The organism is Gammaproteobacteria bacterium (genome assembly GCA_013817245.1).
Lineage (GTDB): Bacteria > Pseudomonadota > Gammaproteobacteria > HTCC5015 > HTCC5015 > JACDDA01.
Genome location: JACDDA010000002.1, coordinates 56,260 through 80,038 on the forward strand (window position 1 = coordinate 56,260; position 23,779 = coordinate 80,038).

Here is a 23,779-nt window from a genome sequence, read left to right on the forward strand (position 1 = left end):
CTTATGGGCAGGGATTGGGATAACGAATATGAATAGTGTCTATTGCATTTAATAACTCTGTCGATAATACAACATTAAGACTGCTAATGTTTTCAGCAAGCTGGGTTAACGCAGTTGCGCCCACTAGTGTGCTCGCTACAAAAGGTCGGCTAATAACATAGGCCAATGCCATTTGCACGGGTGTTAGATTATTTTCTTGTGCGAGCGCTGTGTATGCCGCAGCGGCCTCATGACCTTGTGCATTATTGTAACGTTGAAAACGATTAAACAAAGTCAGCCGCGCATTTGCAGGTTTTTTGCCTTGCGCATATTTCCCACTTAACAATCCAAACGCTAAAGGCGAATACGCTAATAGCGGTAAATTTTCACGATGACTCATTTCTGCCAAACCAATTTCAAATGAGCGATTTATTAAGTTATACGGATTTTGGATGCTAACAATTTTAGGTAAATTATGTTGTTGCGCTAATTGCAAATATTGCATTACACCCCAAGGGGTTTCATTTGAAATGCCGATGTAACGTATTTTTCCCGTCTGCACAAGTGTTGCTAGTGCTTGCAAGGTTTCTAATATGCTGGTGCTAATGGGCGTGTCTTTATGCGCATAACCCAACTTACCAAAATAATTCGCCGGGCGTTCTGGCCAATGCAATTGATACAAGTCTATGTAGTCTGTTTGCAAACGCCGCAATGAATCATCAACGGCTTGATTAAGTTGCGGCGCATTAAAAAGCGGGCCTCCGCGCAAATAATCCATATCGCGGCCTGGGCCTGCGGCTTTGGTGGCCAGTATAAAGTCATCACGCTTATTACGTTTATTTATCCACGTGCCAATGTAACGCTCGGTTGAGCCTTGTGTTGTTTGCTTCGGCGGCACCGGATACATTTCTGCGCTATCAATAAAATTGATGCCTTGGCTCAGCGCATAATCTAATTGCGCGTGTGCTTCTGTTTCGCTATTTTGTTCGCCCCAGGTCATCGTTCCTAAACCAATCGCGGAGATTGATAAATCACTGTGGCCTAATTGATGGTAACGCATAGCGCTCATATTATTTTAGCGCTCGCGCTTGGTCGACCAAACGTTTAATGGTGGGCGTAAAAATAAGTTCCATCGCAAAAATTAATTTTGGTCCTGGAATTACAATGGTATTACGCCGCGACATAAATGAATTATCAATCATTTGTAGTAAATACGGAAAGCTCACTTCGAATTTTTCCGGTTGGTCAAAACGAATGACAACTAAGCTTTCATCCAATGTCGGTACATCGCGTGCAATAAAAGGATTTGAAGTATCGACGGTAGGCACGCGCTGAAAATTTATATCAGTGCGACTGAATTGTGGGGTGATATAACGCACATAATCATTCATACGGCGTAAAATAGTCGCAACACTGTCTTCGGTGGTATAACCACGTTGTTCACTATCACGATGAATTTTTTGTATCCATTCCAAATTAACGGTGGGCGTTACGCCAATTAATAAATCCACATGTTGCGCCACATCAACTTCATCCGTCACTACGCCGCCATGCAAACCTTCATACAATAATAAATCACTGCCTTCCGGCATATTTGCCCATGGCGTAAATTCACCGGGTTTTTGCGGTACAAAACGCAGCGCTTCTTTATCATCATGCAGATAATGACGAATCGTACCTGCACCCGTTTCGCCATAGCTTTTAAACAAGCTTTCGAGTTTTTTAAATAAATTACCTTCGGGGCCAAAATGACTTAAATTTTTATTCGCCGCATGCGCTTTACGAATTGCCACACGCATTTCTTCACGATTGTAATAATGGAAACTATCGCCGGCTACAAATGCTGCTTGGATATTTTCGCGATGAAAAACATGCTCAAACGCCACACGCACTGAAGAAGTACCCGCACCCGAGGAACCAGTCACTGCCACTATAGGATGTTTTTTAGACATCTATTTACCGCCATTAATTTAGCTTAGTGCGTTGGGAATGAGCGCAGTATAACGCTTTGTTTTGCGCCGTCATCGGCTATTTCTTGCGATACACTAAATCCGTCACTTCATGACCTAAACGTAAACCGCGCCGTTCAAATTTAGTTTCCGGTCTGGCAATAGCATATTCAACAGTGCGCTTTTCAAACACATCAAACGCCATCATGACATTTTGGGTATGTACAGCATAATCCGTCCAATCCGTTGCTACATGAAACCAACCATTTGTGGCTAACAAAATATGCAACTGCTCAATAAAAGCAGACTGTACGATACGACGCTTATGATGCTTTTTTTTATGCCATGGATCAGGAAAAAATAATTGCACGCCGTGTAAACTGTGCGCGGCTATCGCGTGCTGCAACACTTCAACCGCGTCTGTGTTTAACACGCGCACATTCGTCAGTTGTAATTCTTCTAAGCGCATTAACAAATGACCGATGCCAGGTTTATGCACTTCTATGCCGATAAAATCTAGGTGTGGGTTTTGTAACGCTTGTTGCGCTAAGGATTCGCCGTTACCAAAACCAATTTCTAAAATGACCGGCGCGTGGCGATTAAAAATGATGTCGAAATTAAATTTTTGCTCAGTGGAAATACTTAAGCCGAATCGCGGCAGTAATTCTTTTAATGCGCGTTGCTGACCTAGCGTTAAACGGCCTTCGCGTAATACAAAACTGCGGATTTTGCGCAGCGTTCGTTGGGTTATATCATTCACAGTTATTTAAAATAAGCGCCGTTTTTACAAGCGCTATCAAACTTAAAAAAATGTGCCATCAATCGGCGATGACGCTGATGCATAACGTCGACGTGGCATGCGTCCCGCAAGAAATGCTTCACGGCCCGCTTCTATGCCTTTTTTCATTGCAGATGCCATTAGCACAGGATTTTTTGCAGCAGCGATCGCGGTGTTCATTAACACGCCATCACAACCTAATTCCATTGCAATGGTTGCATCTGATGCAGTGCCGACACCGGCATCAACAATAATGGGAACGTTTGCATTTTCGATAATCGTTAATAAGTTATATTTATTTTGTATGCCGAGGCCTGAGCCTATGGGGGCTGCGAGTGGCATGACAGCAACACAACCGATTTTTTCTAGTTCTTTAGCGATAATGGGATCGTCGCTGGTGTACACCATCACATCAAAACCTTCTTTGACTAAAATTTCTGCGGCTTTTAAGGTTTGAGTAATATCAGGATATAAGGTGGTTTGATCACCGAGCACTTCTAGTTTTACTAATGTATGGCCATCGAGCAATTCACGCGCTAAGCGGCAAGTGCGCACGGCATCTTCTGCGGTATAACAAAATGCGGTGTTAGGTAATAAAGTAAATTCTGTTGGCGGAATGATATCTAATAAATTAGGCTCGCCAGGATTTTGGCCAATGTTGGTACGGCGCAACGCGACGGTTACAATTTGCGCGCCGCTCATGCGAATAGCTTGTTCGGTTTCAACAAAATCTTTGTACTTGCCCGTGCCTACTAAGAGACGCGATTGAAAACTATATTTGCCAATAATAAGTTTATCGGTGTTTGACATATCATCCTCCGCCTATGGCGTGCACAATTTCTACGCGATCGTTTTCTTGGAAGCGATATTCGTCATAACGACTACGCGGTAATATTTCTAAATTAATTTCCACCGCTAAACGTCGATTCACTAAATCCATTAGCTGTAATAAATCTTTTACGGTGGTGTTCGCTGAAAGTTCTTTGGCTTCGCCATTAACCGTGATGCGCATAAAAAATGCCGCTCATATCTATATAGACTGGGAGCGGCATTGTACCGGAAAACAATAGACCCTCGCAGGTCTACTGTTGACGCGGCTAAGGTACGATTTCGGAAATAACTAATTCAACGGTAGCAGCATCACTCGGCTTAACGGCCATGCTTAAAGGACTTTGCAAGTCGCCGGAGGTTGCAGTGGGTTGGCTGCCTTTAGAAAGTCTCGCGCCGACCACGACTTCTGGGAAAGCGGAGATAAGCATTTGCGGCATCATCGCTTTGCTGTCATCCAAATAAATGGTTAAAGGTAAATCCGCAATCGTGCCACGAAACGCCGCTAATGGCATAGGCGGGCCGCTTTTCGCTTTAGCAAATACAAACAAACGATCGCTAGGGCTGGCTTTCGCTTTAAGTGCGGGCGATAAACTGACTTTTACAGTAACGCCAGGACCTTTGCCGCTCGCCGCTTGCGGTGCATTGGCTGCTGGTTCTGCTGGTTCTGCTGGTGCAGCCTGCACATCTTTCACTTTGCCACCGGCTGCGATAATGCGTTGTTGCACCATATTTAATTGTGTAGGCGGCACACCTTCTTCTAAAAGTTTTTGCCAAATAGCGATAGCGCCTTTTTTATCGCCTGCTTCTTCTTTCGCCAAACCTAATAACCAACGACCATATTGTGAAGTAGGGTCAATCGCTAACGCTTGTTCAATTAATTTGCGCGGCTCACCTGCAAAGCTACCATTTTGAGTCGTGGTAGAAACATCGGCTAATTGAAACAAGGCATCCGGATTATTGGGATTTAACGCAACGGCGCGTTGTAATGCTTCACGACCTTTAATGAGTTGACCGGTTTGCAAATATGTACGCGCGAGCAACATCCAACCGCTGACGTCATTTGGATTTTCTGCCAAACGTTGTTCTAAACCTGCAGTCATTTGATCAACCGAATCATTCTGACCGTGTTCTTGAGCTTGTGCCTGCGGATTAACAATCGCATTAGGCTCGCCCAATTTTAAATATAAGCCAATGCCTACTAGCGGTATGCCAATACCGAGTACCCAGGCAAGCGCGCCAACAGTTTGTTTATTCACAGTGTTTTCCTCCAGTACATCAGTCGGTAGATCTTCTAATAAAGCATGTTCTAAATCACTTTTGTTACGTGCGTACAAAGCCGCGTCTAATTCACCGGCCGCATAACGTTTTTCAAGGAACGCAAATTTTTCTCGGTAAATGTCGAGAATTTGTTGTTTGCGATCGGCACTCGCTATTAGTCGAGGGTTTTGATAAGCGCCGCGAATAACAAAATAAATTGCTGCGGCAACCATTACTATACAAATCAACCAAAAGACCGCTGTCATGCTAAGTTACCCTAGTGAATTTAGTGAATTTAATTACTAAATGTACGAATACACATTTATTGTTTAGGCGCATTGCCAGCATCAGTGTTGTTTAACAATGCTTGAATACGTTTTTGTTCTTCTTCATTTAATTTTGCCGGCACCGCTGCTGCTAACGCTCGGTTGCGTCGCCGCAAAAACACGATCATCCCCAGCACGCCCACAACGGCCAAAATAAAAGGGCCAAACCATAAGGCTGCGGTTTTTGCTTTTACGGGTGGCCGATATAAAACAAAATCGCCATAACGTTGCGTCATGAATTCAATAATTTCTTTTTCGCTCATGTCGCTTTCAACCATGCGATACAGTTCTGCACGCAAGTCATTAGCCAAACCCGCAGAAGAATCTGCAATGCTTTGATTTTGACAAACTAAACAGCGTAATTCCTGACTTAAGCGATGGAAACGTTCGCGATATTCGTCTTTGGAAAAAGTCAGTATTTCATCGGCAGCCTGCGCACCTGATGAAAGGATGAAAACTAAACTCATCATAATTAATAACAAACGTTTCATTATAGTTGCTCCTGCAACGTTTTAATGCGGGGCGCAAATTCCTTCGACCATGCATCTGGCGTGACCGGGCCAATATGTTTGTAACGAATGATGCCTTGTTTATCAATTAAAAAAGTTTCCGGCGCACCGTAGACACCCAGATCTAAACCAACGCGACCGGTGTAATCAAAAGCCACTGCGGTATAAGGATTGCCGTGTTGTTGTAACCAAGCCAAACCATCACTTCGCTCGTCTTTATAATTAAAGCCATAAATTGGTATGACTCCATATTGCGATAACTGTAAGAAAAAAGGATGCTCAACTAAACATTGCTGACACCAACTCGCCCAGACGTTGAGCAAATAAATTTGGCCTTTTAAATAATCTGGCGAAATAACTTCGTCAGCTTGTTCTAAATGCAAGGTTGGCAACGTAAATGCGGGCACCGGTTTATCAATCAACGGCGACGGCACTTCTCTGGGATCAAGAAATAAACCTTGCGCTAAAAATCCAACTACAACAAAAAAAATAAGGAGCGGGATTAAAAATATCCAGCGCCGCATGATTATGCATCTCCTGTAGCGATTTTATTATCATTCGCGGCAAGATCTTTTTTCTCAGTAGGACGCACACGATAACGACGATCCGATGCAGCCAAAATACCACCCAGCACCATTAATAATGGGCCGTACCAGGTCCATCGTTGGAACGGTTTAAAATGCAAGCGCATTGCCCATGCACCACCATTGCCCACAGGATCCGCTAAAGACACATATAGATCACGGAAAAATCCCGCGCCAATGCCAGCTTCTGTCATATGTTTATCTTGTACTGGGTAATGCCGTTTTTCAGGATGCAATACCATTACTTGTTTATTATTTTTAAAAATAGTCATGGTGGCGTAGTCGACCGAATAATTTGGCCCTTCGCGTTGATCCATACCATCAAAACGAAATAAATAACCGGCTAATAAATACGTATCACCAGGATACATTTTAACGTCTTCTTCGACTTTGTACGTGGTCGCTGCCATCGCACCAATAATAAATACGCCAACACCAAAATGCGCTAAACACATGCCAACAAAACCGCGCGGCAATTTGCGTAAACTGCCCCAAATATCTTGCCGAGAAATGCGCAGTGCAATATTTTGTAAAGTACTAAACATTACCCACAATGCAATTATCGTCGCCAACACAATCATAAAGCGTAATTCATGCGTCAAAATATAAACCATTGCTACGCCTAAAAGAATACTCAAGACGGCGGAGATACGTAAACGCGCCGCTAACACTAAGGGGTCATCTTTGCCCCAGCGCGCCATCGGTCCAAAACCTAATAAAAATGCTAGTGGTAACATTAACGGCACAAACACAGCATTAAAATACGGCACACCTACTGAAATTTTACCCATGCCTAAAGCATCAACAAACAAAGGATAAAGCGTGCCAAAAAATACCGTGCCGCATACCACTACTAACAACACATTATTTAATAACAATAATAATTCTTTAGAGAACAAAGAAAATTGTCCGCCACTTGAAACAGCGGTTGAACGCCACGCAAATAAAATTAACGCGCCGCCAATAACCACAGCAAGGAAGGCGAGAATAAATACACCGCGCTCAGGATCAGTAGCAAACGCATGCACTGATACCAATACACCGGAACGCACTAAAAACGTTCCTAACAAACTAAACGAAAATGCAAAAATAGATAACAAAATAGTCCACGCTTTAAACGCGCCGCGTTGTTCTGTTACCGCTAACGAGTGAATTAATGCAGTAGCAATTAACCACGGCATAAACGATGCGTTTTCAACAGGATCCCAGAACCACCAACCGCCCCAACCTAATTCGTAATACGCCCACCAACTACCTAAGGCAATACCGGCTGTTAGAAATACCCATGCAACCGTCGTCCAAGGTCGTGTCCAACGAATCCATGCGGCATCAATTTTCCCTTCAAGCAATGCAGCAATTGCAAATGCAAATGGCACTACCATGCCAACATAACCCATGTACAACATCGGCGGATGAATAATTAAACCAATGTCTTGTAATTGTGGATTTAAATCATTGCCATCGAGTGGCATTGGAATTAAACGTTCGAACGGATTCGACGTGAATAAAGTAAATGCAATGAAACCGGTGCTGGCAAAACCTAATGCGCCTAATACGCGCGCAGAAAAACTAAGTGGCAAGGTTCGGGTAAAATGCGATACCGCAAAAGTCCAACCACCCATGATGGCGGCCCATAGTAATAACGAGCCTTCATGCGCACCCCACACAGCAGAAATGCGGTAATACCATGGCAACAAACTATTTGAGTTGCTTGCCACATACATAATCGAAAAATCGAATTTTATAAATGAATAAGTTAACGCAAGAAGTGAAATAATTAAAAAAGCAAACTGCAAACGCGCGGCTGGAATAGCGACTTGCATCCAACGCACATTGCCACGCCATGCGCCTGTAATCGGCACGAGGAACTGCACCAACGCCATTGTGAATGCCATGATCAAGGCAAAATGGCCAATTTCTGGAATCATACAACCCCCAAAGAATATTCTTTAACTAACGTGTGTTATTACGGTTTTTTTACTTCGTGCGGATTAGCCATATTGATAGGCTTGCCTTCGGCTGCTGCTTTTTCTAAAGCATCAGCAACATCAGGTGGCATATATTTTTCATCATGCTTCGCTAATACTTCTTCGGCTTGCACCGTATTGCCATTGATTAATTTGCCAATCGCAATAATGCTCTGACCTTCACGAAACAAGTCGGGCAAAATGCCTTTGAATTGTACGGTGATAATTTTTGCAGTGTCCGTTAGACCAAATTCAACCGTTAAACCATCTTCTTGACGACGCACGCTGCCTTTTTCGACTAAACCACCAACACGAATGGTCCGATTCATCGGCGCTTCGCCGGCCAATATCTGCGAAGAACTATAAAAAAATGTTTTGTTTTCTTCAACCGCCATCAAGGCTAAAGCCGTCGCGGCTGCAACGCCCAACACAATCACAGCTACAAAAACCATACGAGTTTGTTTTGGGCTCATGCTTGGCGTCTCGCGAGTTTATCTTTACGGGTTTGCGCAGATTTCAATGTTTGGAGTAGCTTGCGCCGATAAAGTGCCGGCCAAACTAAATTAGCGACTAATAAAATTAGCGCGATGCCATAAGAAGTCCAAATATAAAAACCGTGGCCATTCATTGCAAAAAATTCTGTCATGTTTAATTCCTCTTTAATTCTTTAAACAATGATTAACGAGGTCCATTGCTTTGAGTACTTTGAGTGCCGTGAATAACATCTTGCGCCCATTGACTCGCTTGTTCTCGTTGCAGCAATACGGTACGAGCACGCATCAATAAACTGGTGAAAAAATAAAATTGAAAACCTATCGCGCTAATCAACAATGGAATCAGCATGCTGACATCCACTGACGGTTTACCGAATTTCATAATCGAGGCCGGTTGATGCAAGGTGTTCCACCACTCTACTGAATAGTGAATGATCGGCAAAATAACCACGCCCACTACACTTAACACACACGCCGCACTGGAAGAATTACGCGGATCTTCGATCGCATTACGCAACGCGATAACGCCTAGATATATAAAGAGTAAAATAAGTTCTGACGTTAGACGTGCATCCCACATCCAATACGTGCCCCATGTTGGCTTGCCCCACAAAGAGCCCGTTACTAATGCAATAACGGTAAAAACAGCGCCAATCGGCGCGCAGCTAGTGGCAATAACATCGGCTAATTTAATCCGCCAAATCAAACTAATGCCTGCCGCCAATGCCATCAAGGCATAGGCAAACATGGAAATCCACGCGGCCGGAACATGTATATAGATAATACGGACGCTTTCGCCTTGTTGATAATCGGGCGGCGCAATAAACAAACCTTGGCCTATGCCCCAAGTCAATAACACAATCGTGGCAAAACCTAACCAAGGAATTAATTTACCGGAGAAGTCATAAAAAAACTTCGGCGATGCTAGTAGATAAAACAGACGGGTAATCGCTTGCCACATAATGGGAATGCTCGGGCTGATGATAACGACGGGCTAGTTTACACTGATTTTTACAGCGGCGGCGGTGGCAATCGGCGCCAAACTGATAGCCAGTACCAAAATAGCGGCGAGGAAATAAAGAGGGGACGCATAAGGCAAACCTTGATCCGCCAAATTCACCGCACCGGCCGCAAAAATTAGCACGGGAATATACAGCGGCAGAATCACCAGCGATAACAAGGCGCCGCCATTACGTACGCTGAGCGTTAACGCAGCGCCAATTGCGCCGATCAAATTTAATACCGGCGTGCCTAAAGCCAAGGAGATCATTAACACCATAATAGTGTCGGCGGGCAAACCCATAAACATGCCCAACAAGGGCGCTAACAATATCAAGGGCAAACCTGTTATCAGCCAATGGGCAAATATTTTGCCGCCAATTAACAAGATTAACGGATGACGGCTGAGCACTAATTGCTCCAAGGTGCCGTCTTCATGATCGCTGCGAAAAAGCTGATCTAACGCCAACAAAGTTGCCAACAGGGCTGCAACCCAAATAACGCCGGGCGCAATCACGCGCAAAGTAGACGACTCAGGGCCAATGCCTAATGGGAATAACACCACTACAATGGCATTAAATAACAATGGATTAAGTAATTGACTACGATTTCGAAACGCAATCAAAAGATCGCGACGCACAATAGCCCAGACGGGTTTAGTCGCAATTAACGTCACGTTAACAACTCCACGCTGCGCAATGCACAGGATAATTGCACTTCTGTGTGGCTAGCAAAAATCACCATGCCGCCGCGCGCGGCTTGTTCAACAATTAAACGCTCCACCAAACGGCAACCTGCGGTATCTAATGCGGTAAAAGGTTCGTCTAAAAACCAAATGGGTAACGGCGAAACTAATAAACGAGCTAAGGCGATGCGGCGTTTTTGACCTGCCGATAAATTCCGTGCGGGCTCATGTTCAAAACCAAACAACTGCACGGCATCTAAAGCTTCATTAATGGCTGTTTCGTGAGCGCCATTCGCTAAGGCAGCGGCAATGAGCAAGTTTTCCCACGGCGTTAAATCTAACTTCACGCCGGGCAAATGACCTAAATAATGTAATTGATGAGAAAAAAGACTGTCGGCATTTGTAATAGCCATGTTATCAAAAAGAATATTGCCACTATCCGGCTGCAACAAACCACTGAGAATCCGCATCAAGGTAGATTTACCGCTGCCATTAGCGCCACGAACTTGCAGCACATCGCCGGCTCGCAACGCGAGTGTTAGATCTGCAAATAATGCGCGATCACCGCGAATACAGCTAAGATCAGTGGCGAGAAATTGATGCTGGGGGAAAGTCAAAATTCACAATACCTAAAAAAAGCGCTAAGTAATCGCAAAGTGATCTTAGCGCAGATAATTTCTGAAGGCATGATTTTCCTGCGAGCCACTACTGATGCGATCGTTAAATCTTTTGGGGTTTACAATTCAATGCACACTATATAACGATTATCTGCTGCATACGCTGTCACACCCGCCGCCATATTCGCGGTCGCCGTGTCTAATACTGCTCGTACAGAACCCGTGGCGCTGCCAGTCAATGCGCCCGTTTCATCATCTAAACGTGTATCAATAATCGTTGCCGCTTGAAAAGGCACATTGGACATACAAATCGCGACGCCATTAATACCCAAAGCATTTCGCTGAATACCAAAATCACCATCAAAAGGATTGCGCGGCGGCAAAAAAGCCTCGGCTGTATCCCTAGCACCTGGAATTAGGCCATCTGCTCGTAAATGCTGCCATAAAGCGCTTGTTTCCTGGGTTCCATCATCATTATTCCATGCACCTAAAAGTACTCGATCACCATCTGGGGCAGTAGAAGGATTGGTTAAACTATATCGCGCAGCCGCACCCGGATCATCCCCGGGAATTTGACGATATCGATCTATATAAAGGTAATACGCTGACGCAATATTTTTTTGTTCATTAATAGCGCTGCGTATTCTTGAATTTGTAACTAACTCTTGGCCACGCAAAATCGTGCCCAGCAATAAACCAATCACCACTAATACAATGGCAATTTCAATCAATGTAAAACCTGCTTGCTTACGCATCTCATTCCCCATTTACGGTTTCGCCCTTCGCCCATTGCGGAAATCTTCCGACCCCCTCCGCAATATAAATATTGCACCCCTACAATATAGCAAGTTCCAGCACCTAGCTAAATGCCTGAATACCGGCAAAATTCAACAGCTTAGCCTGAATGTTTGGCGAAATTTCATCGGCCGAGTGCCGAGTCTATAACGAATGAATTTAGAGCTATAGGCGCTCAATAACAAATGAATATTGTGCAAGCTTAGTCAATTTATATCTTCAGCTTGTATCATGCGATTATACTTTTATTGAACAATAAACAATCGAGGCCTTGCGGTGTTTGCACGATTTGAACAGCTGATCGAACAACACTCACAACGTGCGCTGGCGCTGGTGTTTGTGCCTTTGCATTTTTCTATTTGGCAGCCAAGCAACAGCAACTGGGCCAATATTTTATTTATTGTGCATCTCGGTTTGTTTTTATTATGGCAACCTTTTATTAATCGCCATACGCGCGTACACACGCGCCCCGCCATTATTGTTTTGCTCGCTGTTGTCGGTGTTGTTTATTTAGGTGCAGGCTGGGCACAAACTTTATGGTGTGTTTTATTAAGCGGAATTTTTGCAAGTTATCGCGGCGCACATTGGACAGATAAATCATTGCTCGCAGCCGTCATGGGATTTTTATTATGGGGTTTGTTTGCAGGCTTATTACCGACGCTTATTCCTAGCGCGCGCATAGAAGAGCCCTTGTTACGCAGTGCTTTGCAATGGGGACATTTAAGTTTGTTGTTATTGCCGATTTTATTACCCGCACGCTTAAGCACCTTACGAAATTATTCTGCTGATTTACTGTATTCCACGCTGGCGATCGCGGTAGTCGTGTTACTTACTTTGTTAACTTTATTAGGCGTATTAGTCGCGCAATGGCCTTATCTTAATTCTTTAATTTATGCCTTATTAAGTTTAGCTGGCGTTATTTTAGTATTTAATTTTATTTTCAAACCAGATACCGAACATGGTTTATTAGCGCAACTTAAACAACGTTATCTGCTCAACATAGGCACGCCTTTAGACCAATGGTTAAGCGAAACTTCATTGATCGCCGAGCAAGAAACCACGCCCGCCGGTTTTCTCGATGCTATTTCAGCACGCTTATTAAATATGCCGTGGTTAGGTGGCTTGTATTGGGAAATCAATCGGCAAAATGAATTACAAAAAACACTTAGCTATGGCAACACTAGCAATAGTGTTTTAAATTTTACTTTTGCCCATTTGCGCGCCCGCTTATATTTAAATGAAACCGCCAGTCCTGCAGTCCAAGCTCATGCGCATATGTTGATGGGCTTAGTTAATACGCTGTATGAAAGCAAATGGCGCGAACAAGCATTAGCGGAACGCGCGCATATGCAGGCCATTTATGAAACCGGTGCGCGCCTCACTCATGATGTAAAAAACTTGATTCATTCTTTGGGCTTAATTATTACTGTTACTCAACAAAAAACTACCGACATTGGTTTGTTGCGCAGTCTAGAAGTTTTACATCAACGCTTACAACAAACCTTGGTTAAATTACGCAATCCCGAAGAGACCTCTGCACAACGTGTATCTTTAGAAGAATGGTGGCAAGCTTTTTGTGGTGCGTATAAACAGGAAGATTTAATTTTTAGTGAAGACTTGCAACAAGACCGCGATGTGGTCGCGGAAGTATTTGATACTGTTGCGGAAAATTTGGTCAATAATGCATTAGCCAAACGCCGTGAAACGCCGGCCTTACAAATTCACGTTAATCTACGCTGTGATGCGGCTGGCATTCAATTAAGCGTTAAAGACAATGGCAATGCTGTACCTGTCGCCATTGCCGAACAATTATTAAAAAAACCCATCGACTCTAAACGTGGATATGGAATTGGGCTTTATCAAGCGGCTAAACAAGCACAAGCGCACGGTTATCATTTAGTGTTAGAAAAAAATCTTGCTGACAATGTAACGTTTTGTTTACGCGAATAATTTTTTAAAAACCTTCCGGCAACACACGTGCTTCTACCATCCGCGCCCGTAATTCAAACGGCGACAACCAAACAACAATATCATCGAAACGTGTTGCATTACTGCCATTCGGCGAATATTCGGCTTGTACATAAATTCGGTTAGCATCAATATTTTGATCTTCTATATCCGAAGCAGTCGCAAGTGTATCTGCTGTATTCGGTCCCAAACTATAAATAATCGCCGGCAAATCGGTTGCTAAAGGATTATCTGCCGCGTCTCGCACTTCAATAGTGGCTGATGGATCTTCTAAAGTGAAACTCATTTGTCCGGCATTATCATCTGCATACGCTGCCTGCACCATGTAACGATAAGGTTGCCCCCAAGGATCTAAACGACTCACACCCAACGTTACTGAAGGGAAAAATCCTTTTTCTCCAACACACGCGCCTGCGACGCGATCTTCTTGACCATCAGGAGGTCCTGCAACACCGCTGCCGGGAAAACCATTCGCATCGGGACAAGGCAACCGTTTTTCAATAATCGCAAACGCCATTATTATTTGTTTCATTTGTTGCGTGGTTTTACGCGCTTCATTGATGCTGCTTTGTATCCAATAAGTGCGGGCGCTTGCAATAAGTCCGGTCGCTAAAATGCTCAGAATAATCATGACCAGCGATAACTCAATCAAGGTAAAACCTTGGTGTTTTTTCATGGAGTGAAACTCATAAAGCGATCATTGTTGTGCGCATCAATTTTCATATTTTGATAAACAGCATCTGCATTGGTGTTTTCCACGCTATCAAAATAACCGCAAATATCTTGAGTAAGGCGCAAAGAAACTTGATTACCAGTTGCAGTATTACAGATGTTATTACCGTTACTTAAGGGCGCACCCCAAAATCCTAAAACCACTGCTTGCTGCGTTTTTGTATTTAACGTTAAGTAACTACCGCTGCCATCGCAGTTTTGACCATTAACGCAATCAGCTGCAACTGCGTAATAAATGTGTTTTGCCCACTCATCATCCAGCCACCATTGCTGTTTATTATTTTGTAATACCGCCGCTTGTAATACTGACGCACATAAGCGGCCAGTTAGTTGTGTATCGCTTATTCCACAATTTATCGCTGTTAATGCAGAAGCGGATGGAAAATAATTGCCTTCGGTTGTTATCGCTGGATTTGGGTCTGCATAAAATCGCAACAAAATATCACGCGTAGTCATAGCGACTTTCGGCCAAATAGCCGCAAAATATTCTTCTTTGCTAATTCCAATTAATACATCATTACCATCACCATTATAAAAACTTAATGTCGTAATCGGCAGACTAGCGTCGTACATTGCATTGCGCGTATCAAGATAATGGCTAACATTTGCATCGGCTTGACTGTCATTAACGGTACGTTGTTGTCCCGTTAATGGCGCGCCCGGTGCAATTAAAATGGCTACAACGGGTTTATTATCTAAGGTTAAAGTTGGTACAACATCGGGGTTAAGCCCGTTCGGTGCTTCTATTTGAAACGCAGGATCTACCACATACCATAAGCGTTCATTACTCGCGTCTCTAATATCATCTAAACGTACGCGTCGCCATGGAAACCAACCGCGATAGGTTTTGCAATTATTACCATTAGTATCGATAGGGGGGGCGTAATTACCATCATTATTAAAATCGGGACAAGGCAAACCTGGGCGAGTAGTTGCACTACTGTTTTTTTCGATCAACACACCTTTTAAAGCGGTCTTCGCAGTTTGCAATACGATCATGCTATTTTGTTGTCGCAACAAATTAACTTCATGTTCGTCATACAGACTTGTTAACCAAATACTCGCGGTCACGCTGATCATTAATAGCAATACTAATAAAGCTTGTCCCTGTTGTTTATTCTGCGGCGGCATTGCCATTATCAACCGAAGCATCATCAATCGAAGGCACTACGTAATTTTGACCCGGCTCTACTTTTATTTGGCGGCCGTCATCAAATTGAATTTTAATATGCGTTTGATCGGCATGCTGCGGCAATGTGCTTTCTTGCGTTTTCCGGCCGTTAATCCACACTTCGCGACGGCCATCGGGATGCACGATGATGCCGTTAACTTTTACATGACGTGTTTGCGCGTTGATTGGCACGACGCTCGTTTTATTAGGTGCTTCGACTACATTATTTAATTTTCTGGCGCGTGCGTTATCTAGCGCATTGCGCTGTTCTGCGCTGATAAATAAACGCGCTAAATCTTTTGAGGTTGCAGCCGTTTCTACTGCGCTCACAAAAGGCTGCCCCACAAAAAATAAAGCAATAATCGCAATCAAGTAATTAGGCATGGTTTATTTTCACCGTATACCATTTCAACTTGCAGTTCATTAGCACATTGGGCGCTGAGATCCCAGCTAGCGCCAACGTTGCTCCGAGAGGAAAATGATTGTCTAACTTGCAGCTTATTATTTCGTAATAACCTAAACGTGGATTTTTCAACTTATTTAGAATAGTTAGCAAATCGCCTTCATGTAACAAGCTCGCTTCAATTTGCATATTGGTAATATATAAACCAATATTGCCGCCGACATTAATACGCTGTGATTCCGCGATCTCTGCTATGCGACGCGGTTCAAAACTGTATTTTAAACTAGGTAATATTAAGTCCCGGCGTAATTCTTCTAACGCTTCTATCCAGCTCAAACGTGCTTCATCGCCGACTAATCCATTCGCAAGATAACGCTGATAAAGTTGTATATTATTTTCGTATAAGGATTTATTTTGCTGCGCTTCTTGCAAACGATTAACTACATCATCGCGTTGCTCTACTGCTTGCTGATAAATTTTATTTTGGACTTTGTGCAAATGTAAGCCAATGCCAATAATAATACTTGCCATTAATAAACATAGTAAAAAAACCACGGCAGGTCTCTGTAAAGCATGCCATTCAAATTGATGTTCATTAAATTTATTCATCGGCTGCGCCTTTGAAAATCAATACGCTAAATTGTGCGCTGGCACTGCGGTTGTTACCGTCGCTAGAAAAGCGCGTGTCTGGCGCAATATCAAACGGCATTTTAATTATTTGTACGCGCTTAACGTTTTTTATATCGCTCAACTGCTGGGTGAATTGTTGTACTTTAGCAATGGCAATACGCGGGTTGTTTTTAAAATCCGTAATTTCAGCTTCAACTGTTAGCTGCTCTTGAGAATTTTCTGCTGCATTATTTGCGCTGGTAGTGCTGCTCCACTCTATGCTTTTTAGTTGAATATCTGGCCACGCTGTCATAACCATGGAAAGATCAGTGAAGGTTTTTATAGGATCCAATGGTTTGTATTTAATTAAATCATTAACCGCCGATACTGCATTTTTGACGTCATTGACGTCTAACTTCAAATCAGAAACGTCATTCACCATCGATTGATATGCATGTTCTGCTGCTTGCGTTTCTGTCGCAATAGTAGGCAACTGGCTTTTTAACCAATATCCATGCGCAATTAAGGCTGCGCAAAGTAGCGTGGCTAAAATCATAAACGCTAAGCTCAGGCCCAATAATGTCCGTCGCGCTAAATATAAATAATATAAACGCCGCTGTTTGCTGATTCGGTAATGCGGTTTTGCATATCGATCTTGCATTAACCAATAGGCCAGGAGCGTTTCAAAATTTGGCGACAACGCAGGAATATTTAAACGTTGCGCTATTTCATTAACATGCAAGGCACTAACGTTAATGTCCGGTACTTGAGCAAGCGCGATCGCCCATTGCTCGGCAACCGCTGATTCCGCGATGACATACACCGCTAAGTTGGTGTCGCGATTAATATAACGTTGATTTTCTAAGAATCGCCGACTACGTTCCATTTCAAAACGTACATCTGTGCCTGAACTACTTTCAGTACCGAGCGCAGCAATTCTAGATAATTTTAAATGGCCGTTAAGATAAAATGATTGGCGTACCGCTTGTGTTCCAAACGGTGATAACAACAAAAATGTAGTGGAAAATATTTCCAAGGATTTCACTAAACGCGGAACCAATAATGGCAATGAATATAAACCTTGAATCGGTTTATTTTCTGCTTCTATTATCGTCAACCAATATTCTATTTTTTGCGTTTGCGTTAATGCGGATACCAATACTATATCGTCACGTCGTCCATCGAGCTGACGATCTTGAATGTGTAATTGCCGTAATTGGGTATCACGAAAATGTTTGTCTAATAAACGTCGCTGTACATCTTCTCGATCACGACCCGACACATGGGGCATGGTATCAACACGAATATCTTCATCGCTGATGTCTAATAAAATGCGTAATGGTTTGCGGACTTCTGCGCGCAACAAAGCACGAAACGCCGCTTCGCCCGTTTCATCTGAAGCATAAACACGCCGTTGCAATGTGTTGTCTTGCCAAGACAACACCTGCATTTCTTGTCCATTAAAATAAAATAGTTGGCGCATATCACATCGCTGAAATACTGATGACGGCATCCATAATCGGACTCAACATAGACAACAACACCCATAATATTATGCTGGCCAGCAAGACGGTAATCAGCGGCATTAATAATGGTTGCACGCGACCAATGGCATCTTGCACTTCACGATTATAATAATGACTCACGTTGTCCAAAGATTCATCCAAAGAACCTGCGCTTTCGCCTATGCGCAACATGCGCACCACCATATTGGGAAACACGCCGGTGTGCGCAAAGGCATCACTTAGTCGTTTGCCTTCGGCTATTTTTTCTTGTGCGCGTAACAACGCTTCTTCAAGCACTACGTTAGCAAGTACGGGGCGAATTAGCCGCATCGCATCAATTAAATTAATGCCGGATTTATACGTCAGCGCAAAATAATGACAAAATCTCGCTAATTTTATTTTATATAACACATTACCCAAAATAGGCGCACGTAATTTCCATTCATCAATTTTATAACGAAACGCCGGATATCGCTTTAAGCACCATGGATATAAGGCGATGGCCAAACCAACAATAGTAAATATTAACCACCAATATTTGACCGTCCATTTAGAGACACTAATCAATAACAAAGTATGCCACGGCATAACTTGCCCGGACATTTTCATAAACGGAATTAACTGCGGCACTAAGTAAGTCATGATTAATAATATGCCGCATAACACCGCTATTAATACAAACAAAGGATAAATTAACATGCGTTTGGATTGCGCAATCAATTCATCTTGCCATTCCAACATGCCGTGAATTTCTTTCATTACTTCGGCGAGCCGGCCACTGGCTTCACCCACGCGCACCATGTTTACCATCACAACATCAAAAACATCGGGATGTTGACTCAACGCTTCTGAGAAAGTTTTACCGGATCGAATCGCTTCAATTAAATCGGTGGTCACGTCTTTTAAATACGGATGCTCGATGCTTTCACGCAAATCTTGTAAGGCTTCCACAATCGGTACTTTTGCATTTATAAGCTGTTGTTGATGATAAATAAAATTAATAATGTCGCGCTGCCCAATCTTCCGTTTGCCAAACGTTAACAAAGAACGGCTGACAGGTTTAGCGCGGATTAAATCAAAGCCCATTTGCTTGACGCGTAACTCCACATCCGATTCATTAGCCGCTTCGATTTCGCCTTGAACGCGAAGGCCATCAGCATCCATTGCTTTATAAACGAATCGCGTCATGCTTGTAAGGCTGTTAAATCCACAACACGCGCAACTTCTTCTAGCGTAGTAATGCCATTGCGTACTTTTTCCAAACCTTGTTCTACCAAGGGTCGATAACCTTTGGTTAATGCCAGCTGCATTAATTCTCGACGGGTTGCGCGATGCGCAACCATTTCTTCTAAATCACCATCAAAACGCAAAACTTCGGCCATCGCTTCACGACCGCGATAACCTTGATGATCGCAATGTCGACAACCTTTAGCGCGATAAACAGTGAATGTTTCTGATAAAGGTAATTTCAATAAATGTTTTTCGGCATCGGTCGCGTTATCCGGTGTTTTGCATTCTTTGCATAAACGCCGCACTAATCGTTGCGCAACCACACCAATAATATTGCCCGCTAAAATATCCGGTAACACGCCTATGTCTAATAAACGCGGAATCGCGCCCGGCGCTGAATTAGTATGCAACGTAGAATAAACTTGATGGCCCGTCATCGCCGCACGAAACGCCATGTCAGCAGTATCACGATCACGAATTTCGCCGACTAAAATAATATCTGGATCTTGGCGCATAATGGAACGAATGCCATTAGCAAAATCTAAACGCGCGGCTTCATTAACGGAAGACTGACGAATCATCGGCATCGGATATTCCACCGGGTCTTCTAACGTCATGATGTTTACCCGTTCAGAATTTAAATTATTTAATATGGAATACAAGGTTGTTGTTTTACCCGAACCGGTCGGCCCGGTAATTAAAATAATGCCTTCGGGTCTCGCCATCATTAATTTCATCGTCGCCAATGCGTCTTCGCTATAACCTAAATCGGTCAACGGCACGATCGCTTTTTGTCTATCTAAAACACGCAACACAATATTTTCACCGTGCGTCGTTAATTGTGTTGATACTCGAAAGTCTACATGTCTGCCCGCAATCGTTAACGAAACATGGCCATCTTGTGGTGCGCGTGTTTCCGCAATATTTAATGCGGCAATGACTTTAATGCGCACCGCAATCGCAGAATAATAATGTTTATGCAAAGAACGAACTTGACGTAACACACCATCGATTCGATAACGAATTCGCAAGAAACCATCTTCTGGTTCAAAGTGAACGTCTGATGCACCGCGTTTTACGGCATCGGACAACATCGCATCTACCAAACGCACCATCGGATGACTGTATTGACCGCTGTGCGCTTGCAAACTGTCGTAATCAATTTCGCCGGTTTCAACTTCTTGCAAAATACCATCCATGGATAATTCATGGCCGTAAAATTGATCTATCGCATTTTCGATTTCAGCTTCGCCAGCCAGCACGGTACGAATTTGTATATGCGCGCCAATGTGTGCGCGCAATCTATCTAACTTTGGCAAATCATAAGTATCGACGGTTGCTAAACTTAACTCACGCGCTGCCAGATCATATGACAAGGGAATTAATTTCAAACTGCGCGCCATTTCTTTTGGGATCAGTCGCAAGGCATCAGGATCGGGAATCGTGCTCGCTAATTCAATACTTTCTTGTCCGAGCGCTTCACCTAAGACATCACGCATCACCGCTTCGGTAACAAAGCCTAATCCAACAATTAATTTACCTATAGGACTGGGTGTGCGTTTTTGTTCGGTTAATGCGATGCGTAATTGATCTTCCGTGATCACACGCTTTTCTAGCAGCACTTCACCTAAGCGTTTGCGTTTTGTGCTAATCATGGTGCGCGTTCACTCGTCAGTTCGCTAGCAAGTTGTTGGATACGATTTTCTACGGCGCTACTTGCAAAAGTCGCGGGGCGTTGTTTTGCGAGTTCTAAAGCGCTGCGATAAAACTGGAGCGCGTTAGTTTTTTGATTTAGTTGATCGTAACTAATCGCTAAATTATATGCGTAGTCAGGATTATTATTAGCTACTGAAAATGCGCGGTTATAAGCTTGTTGAGCTAACAACCATTGCCCGTCGCGGGCGTAATAATGGCCTACTGCAATTTGTAAATTGGCTTGTTGTGGATATTTAGCGAGCAACTCGCGTGCTTGATTATTATCCAAGGCTTGCGGCAAGCGATTTATGCTAATTAAACCGGCTAATGCTTCGATGTCATTTTTGTCTTTACGCCAAACGTGTAAATAATGCGTTTCAGCTAACTCTATTTGATTGCGCGTCGTGGCCAGCGCGGCCAAACCTAAATGCGCATCGCGATTTTGTGGCGCTTGTTTTAAAACAGCTGCATATGAATTTTCAGCATCTGCCCAATCGCCTCGTTGATATGCCGCATACGCATTAAGCAAATTATCGGCTACGCTGTTGCTAGCAGCTATTAACGTGGGTGCCGCAGGATTGGATGCTATATTTTGCCGAGGGTTTTTTAGGGCTGGCTTGGGCGCAGCGTCTTTAGTGAATCGCGGTTTTTCTACTACATCAGTTTTTTTATTTTGCGAAACTGTTTCTGCTTCGTATAAATATTCGTTGTAATTAATTTGTTCATAATTGCCAGTATCTGTATCGGTAGCGGACTCACGCGCTTCACTTAGGCTAGATAACTCAGATCGCGGTAAACGCTCAATAGCCAAATCATCCAGACTAGGTTGCCAGCCAAATAATAAATACACAGCTGCCGCCGCACCTACGCTCACCAACGCCCATGCTAAATAATTAGTGTTTTTATTTTTCGCGGTGTAACTGATGCGTTGCGCCCGCGCTCTTTCCGGATTTAGATCTTCATTATAAGTAGGCGCATTATTAACGCCGCGTTCTTGCGCAGCCCGTCGTAATGCATTTAGCAAGACGCTCACTGCTGCGCTGCTTTTGCAGGCATTACGTTGGCAGGCAACTGATGACGAAATTCTTTTAACTCGCCATTAATGCTGGCTTGTTGCACAACGATTGGTTTAAGAAAAATAACTAATTCTGTTTTAGTATTTTTTTCACTGCGGTGTTGAAAAAAACGTCCAATCACCGGCCAATTTGAAATCCACGGAATGCCTTGGGTAGTCGTGCTAACCGTGTCTTGCATTAAACCACCAATAACACCAATCTCACCATTGGTTAAACGCAGCACCGATTCCATTTCACGTACTTGTACTTCTGGCACCAAATTTTCAACATTTTGTTTAGCTAAATCTGGGTTAGGATCTTTTACAAAACCTAAAATTCGTGAAATCGTCGGACGTATATTTAAAACCACTTCATCTTTTTCACTAATAAAAGGTGTCATCGACATCACCAAACCCACCGGCACTACATGTGGGGTCGTCGTGAAAGTAGACACAGCGGGGCCATTGCTTTGTGTAACGGTTTCGGCTTCGATAGTAAAATAAACGCGGTTATCTGCTACTTTCAAAATCGCAGTTTGATTATTCAACGTCATAATTTTAGGGCTAGATAAAACGCGCGCATCACCAAATTCTTCTAACAAACTTACCGTCGCAGCCACATCGCCTACGCGCGAATTAGGATTGTCATAACCCGCTACAAATATCGGTGGAACGTTATTCGGTGCAATGGCATTTTTAGTAAATACTTGCTGATAGCTTAATCCATTCGCGCTTTGCGCAAGACGTTCCCAATTAACGCCGGCCTCGTATTCATTATTCAAATTTACTTCTACTACCGTCGCTTCGATCAGTACTTGCCGCTGTACGCTCGTTAAAATATTTTCAATAAGCACACGAATTTGTTCTTGTTGTTTCGCATTAGCGCGTACTGACAATAAACCTGCTTCGCGATTGACTAAAATATTGTCGCTGCTTAGCGGTCTTGCTGCATTTTGCGTAATATTTTTTTCATTAATAATTACTGCAATATTAGAAAACAACGTTTCCCAAAATTGATTGCTAGAACGATTCGTTAATCGCAGCATGGAATTATTGCCGCCTTGTGAATTGCTAACGCCGCCGACCCCTCCTTGACTCGCTGCTGCAATTTCGGTGGACACTTCTATACGACTTTCAGTTTCACGCGAGGTATTTAAATACGGGATTTTATACGTTTCAAAATAAGGAGCGTCTGCAGAAATAATAATCGTGTCATCATTAATACGGTAACGAATATTAGACTGCTGCGCTATGCGGCTTAAAATCTGTGGCAAGGTTTGTTCAATAGCATTTAAGGTAATACGCCCACGAATATCGTCATGCACATCTAAATTCATCTGGCTATTGCGCGCCAATGAAAACAATAAATCACGCACCGGTACATCCGTTACTGTCACGGTATAAACACCAGGCTTATTGCCCAACTGCGGCGCGGCTAATGTTGGCGTAATCACTAATGGCAGCGCGGTATTATTTTCTTTAGCAGAAGCCGCCGTTAATCCAACATGGCCTTCAGTAGGTGGATCAATGCGATTCGCACCGCACGCCGTTAATATCAGCAACAGTCCATAGATAATGACATTCAATGCATACCGCTGAACACGCCCAATAAAATAGCATCCGCTTTTCATTATATTTCTCC

The 23,779-nt window shown here is 43.3% G+C and carries 25 protein-coding genes; 1 reads left to right on the plus strand and 24 read right to left on the minus strand.

Annotated features, from left to right (window positions below; all coding sequences use genetic code 11):
- Position 1: 1 nt before the first annotated feature.
- The 15 genes from H0W44_03055 to H0W44_03125 all read right to left on the minus strand — a co-directional run bounded on the left by H0W44_03055 (position 2) and on the right by H0W44_03125 (position 11,730).
- A complete protein-coding gene (locus H0W44_03055; protein ID MBA3581413.1) occupies positions 2-1,039 on the minus strand; it encodes an NADP(H)-dependent aldo-keto reductase in 1,038 nt (345 codons plus the stop codon).
- 10 nt (positions 1,040-1,049) lie between these two features.
- Positions 1,050-1,931 (minus strand): phosphoribulokinase, encoded by an 882-nt coding sequence (locus H0W44_03060; GenBank protein ID MBA3581414.1) that lies wholly within the window; start codon positions 1,929-1,931, stop codon positions 1,050-1,052.
- A gap of 76 nt (positions 1,932-2,007) precedes the next feature.
- Positions 2,008-2,688 (minus strand): tRNA (guanosine(46)-N7)-methyltransferase TrmB, encoded by a 681-nt coding sequence (gene trmB, locus H0W44_03065; protein ID MBA3581415.1) that lies wholly within the window; start codon positions 2,686-2,688, stop codon positions 2,008-2,010.
- A gap of 42 nt (positions 2,689-2,730) precedes the next feature.
- Positions 2,731-3,516 (minus strand): thiazole synthase, encoded by a 786-nt coding sequence (locus tag H0W44_03070; GenBank protein MBA3581416.1) that lies wholly within the window; start codon positions 3,514-3,516, stop codon positions 2,731-2,733.
- Between the two features lies 1 nt (position 3,517).
- Positions 3,518-3,718, minus strand: a complete 201-nt coding sequence (gene thiS, locus H0W44_03075; GenBank protein ID MBA3581417.1) for a sulfur carrier protein ThiS — start codon at positions 3,716-3,718, stop codon at positions 3,518-3,520.
- Between the two features lie 85 nt (positions 3,719-3,803).
- Positions 3,804-5,060, minus strand: coding sequence for a c-type cytochrome biogenesis protein CcmI (ccmI, locus tag H0W44_03080; GenBank protein ID MBA3581418.1), 1,257 nt, complete (start codon positions 5,058-5,060; stop codon positions 3,804-3,806).
- A gap of 56 nt (positions 5,061-5,116) precedes the next feature.
- Complete coding sequence (locus H0W44_03085) at positions 5,117-5,611, minus strand: cytochrome c-type biogenesis protein CcmH (protein MBA3581419.1); 495 nt, start codon at positions 5,609-5,611, stop codon at positions 5,117-5,119.
- Positions 5,611-6,153: a DsbE family thiol:disulfide interchange protein gene (locus H0W44_03090; protein MBA3581420.1), complete on the minus strand. Its 543-nt coding sequence runs from the start codon at positions 6,151-6,153 to the stop codon at positions 5,611-5,613. The genes H0W44_03085 and H0W44_03090 overlap by 1 nt, the downstream gene beginning before the upstream one ends.
- A 2-nt stretch (positions 6,154-6,155) precedes the next feature.
- Entirely contained in the window at positions 6,156-8,141 is a 1,986-nt protein-coding gene (locus tag H0W44_03095) for a heme lyase CcmF/NrfE family subunit (GenBank protein ID MBA3581421.1), read from the minus strand.
- A 38-nt stretch (positions 8,142-8,179) separates the two neighbouring features.
- Positions 8,180-8,653, minus strand: a complete 474-nt coding sequence (gene ccmE / locus H0W44_03100) for a cytochrome c maturation protein CcmE (GenBank protein MBA3581422.1) — start codon at positions 8,651-8,653, stop codon at positions 8,180-8,182.
- Entirely contained in the window at positions 8,650-8,826 is a 177-nt protein-coding gene (ccmD, locus tag H0W44_03105) for a heme exporter protein CcmD (protein MBA3581423.1), read from the minus strand. The genes ccmE and ccmD overlap by 4 nt, the downstream gene beginning before the upstream one ends.
- Positions 8,827-8,858: 32 nt before the next feature.
- Positions 8,859-9,635, minus strand: coding sequence for a heme ABC transporter permease (locus H0W44_03110; GenBank protein MBA3581424.1), 777 nt, complete (start codon positions 9,633-9,635; stop codon positions 8,859-8,861).
- Between the two features lie 33 nt (positions 9,636-9,668).
- Positions 9,669-10,349, minus strand: coding sequence for a heme exporter protein CcmB (gene ccmB, locus H0W44_03115; protein ID MBA3581425.1), 681 nt, complete (start codon positions 10,347-10,349; stop codon positions 9,669-9,671).
- Positions 10,346-10,978: a cytochrome c biogenesis heme-transporting ATPase CcmA gene (gene ccmA / locus H0W44_03120; GenBank protein ID MBA3581426.1), complete on the minus strand. Its 633-nt coding sequence runs from the start codon at positions 10,976-10,978 to the stop codon at positions 10,346-10,348. Before ccmA ends, ccmB begins: the two co-directional genes overlap by 4 nt.
- 116 nt (positions 10,979-11,094) lie before the next feature.
- Positions 11,095-11,730, minus strand: a complete 636-nt coding sequence (locus H0W44_03125) for a type II secretion system protein (GenBank protein ID MBA3581427.1) — start codon at positions 11,728-11,730, stop codon at positions 11,095-11,097.
- Positions 11,731-12,046: 316 nt separating this feature from the next.
- On the opposite strand from H0W44_03125, the gene H0W44_03130 reads away from it, so the two are divergent.
- On the plus strand, positions 12,047-13,720 hold the full coding sequence (locus tag H0W44_03130) for a hypothetical protein (GenBank protein ID MBA3581428.1): 1,674 nt from the start codon (positions 12,047-12,049) through the stop codon (positions 13,718-13,720).
- A 4-nt stretch (positions 13,721-13,724) separates the two neighbouring features.
- Here H0W44_03130 and H0W44_03135 read toward each other — a convergent pair whose 3' ends face one another.
- Genes H0W44_03135 through mshL form a run of 9 tightly spaced genes read right to left on the minus strand, consistent with a single transcriptional unit; the run spans position 13,725 to position 23,768 of the window.
- Positions 13,725-14,414, minus strand: coding sequence for a type II secretion system protein (locus H0W44_03135; protein MBA3581429.1), 690 nt, complete (start codon positions 14,412-14,414; stop codon positions 13,725-13,727).
- Positions 14,411-15,601 (minus strand): hypothetical protein, encoded by a 1,191-nt coding sequence (locus tag H0W44_03140; GenBank protein MBA3581430.1) that lies wholly within the window; start codon positions 15,599-15,601, stop codon positions 14,411-14,413. The genes H0W44_03135 and H0W44_03140 overlap by 4 nt, the downstream gene beginning before the upstream one ends.
- Complete coding sequence (locus H0W44_03145; GenBank protein ID MBA3581431.1) at positions 15,585-16,025, minus strand: hypothetical protein; 441 nt, start codon at positions 16,023-16,025, stop codon at positions 15,585-15,587. The genes H0W44_03140 and H0W44_03145 overlap by 17 nt, the downstream gene beginning before the upstream one ends.
- Positions 16,018-16,653, minus strand: a complete 636-nt coding sequence (locus tag H0W44_03150; protein MBA3581432.1) for a hypothetical protein — start codon at positions 16,651-16,653, stop codon at positions 16,018-16,020. Before H0W44_03150 ends, H0W44_03145 begins: the two co-directional genes overlap by 8 nt.
- On the minus strand, positions 16,646-18,136 hold the full coding sequence (locus tag H0W44_03155; protein ID MBA3581433.1) for a hypothetical protein: 1,491 nt from the start codon (positions 18,134-18,136) through the stop codon (positions 16,646-16,648). The genes H0W44_03150 and H0W44_03155 overlap by 8 nt, the downstream gene beginning before the upstream one ends.
- 1 nt (position 18,137) lies before the next feature.
- Positions 18,138-19,346: a type II secretion system F family protein gene (locus tag H0W44_03160; GenBank protein MBA3581434.1), complete on the minus strand. Its 1,209-nt coding sequence runs from the start codon at positions 19,344-19,346 to the stop codon at positions 18,138-18,140.
- Positions 19,343-21,043, minus strand: coding sequence for a type II/IV secretion system protein (locus H0W44_03165; GenBank protein MBA3581435.1), 1,701 nt, complete (start codon positions 21,041-21,043; stop codon positions 19,343-19,345). Before H0W44_03165 ends, H0W44_03160 begins: the two co-directional genes overlap by 4 nt.
- Complete coding sequence (locus H0W44_03170; protein ID MBA3581436.1) at positions 21,040-22,116, minus strand: tetratricopeptide repeat protein; 1,077 nt, start codon at positions 22,114-22,116, stop codon at positions 21,040-21,042. The genes H0W44_03165 and H0W44_03170 overlap by 4 nt, the downstream gene beginning before the upstream one ends.
- Positions 22,113-23,768: a pilus (MSHA type) biogenesis protein MshL gene (mshL, locus tag H0W44_03175; GenBank protein MBA3581437.1), complete on the minus strand. Its 1,656-nt coding sequence runs from the start codon at positions 23,766-23,768 to the stop codon at positions 22,113-22,115. Before mshL ends, H0W44_03170 begins: the two co-directional genes overlap by 4 nt.
- Positions 23,769-23,779 lie beyond the last annotated feature (11 nt).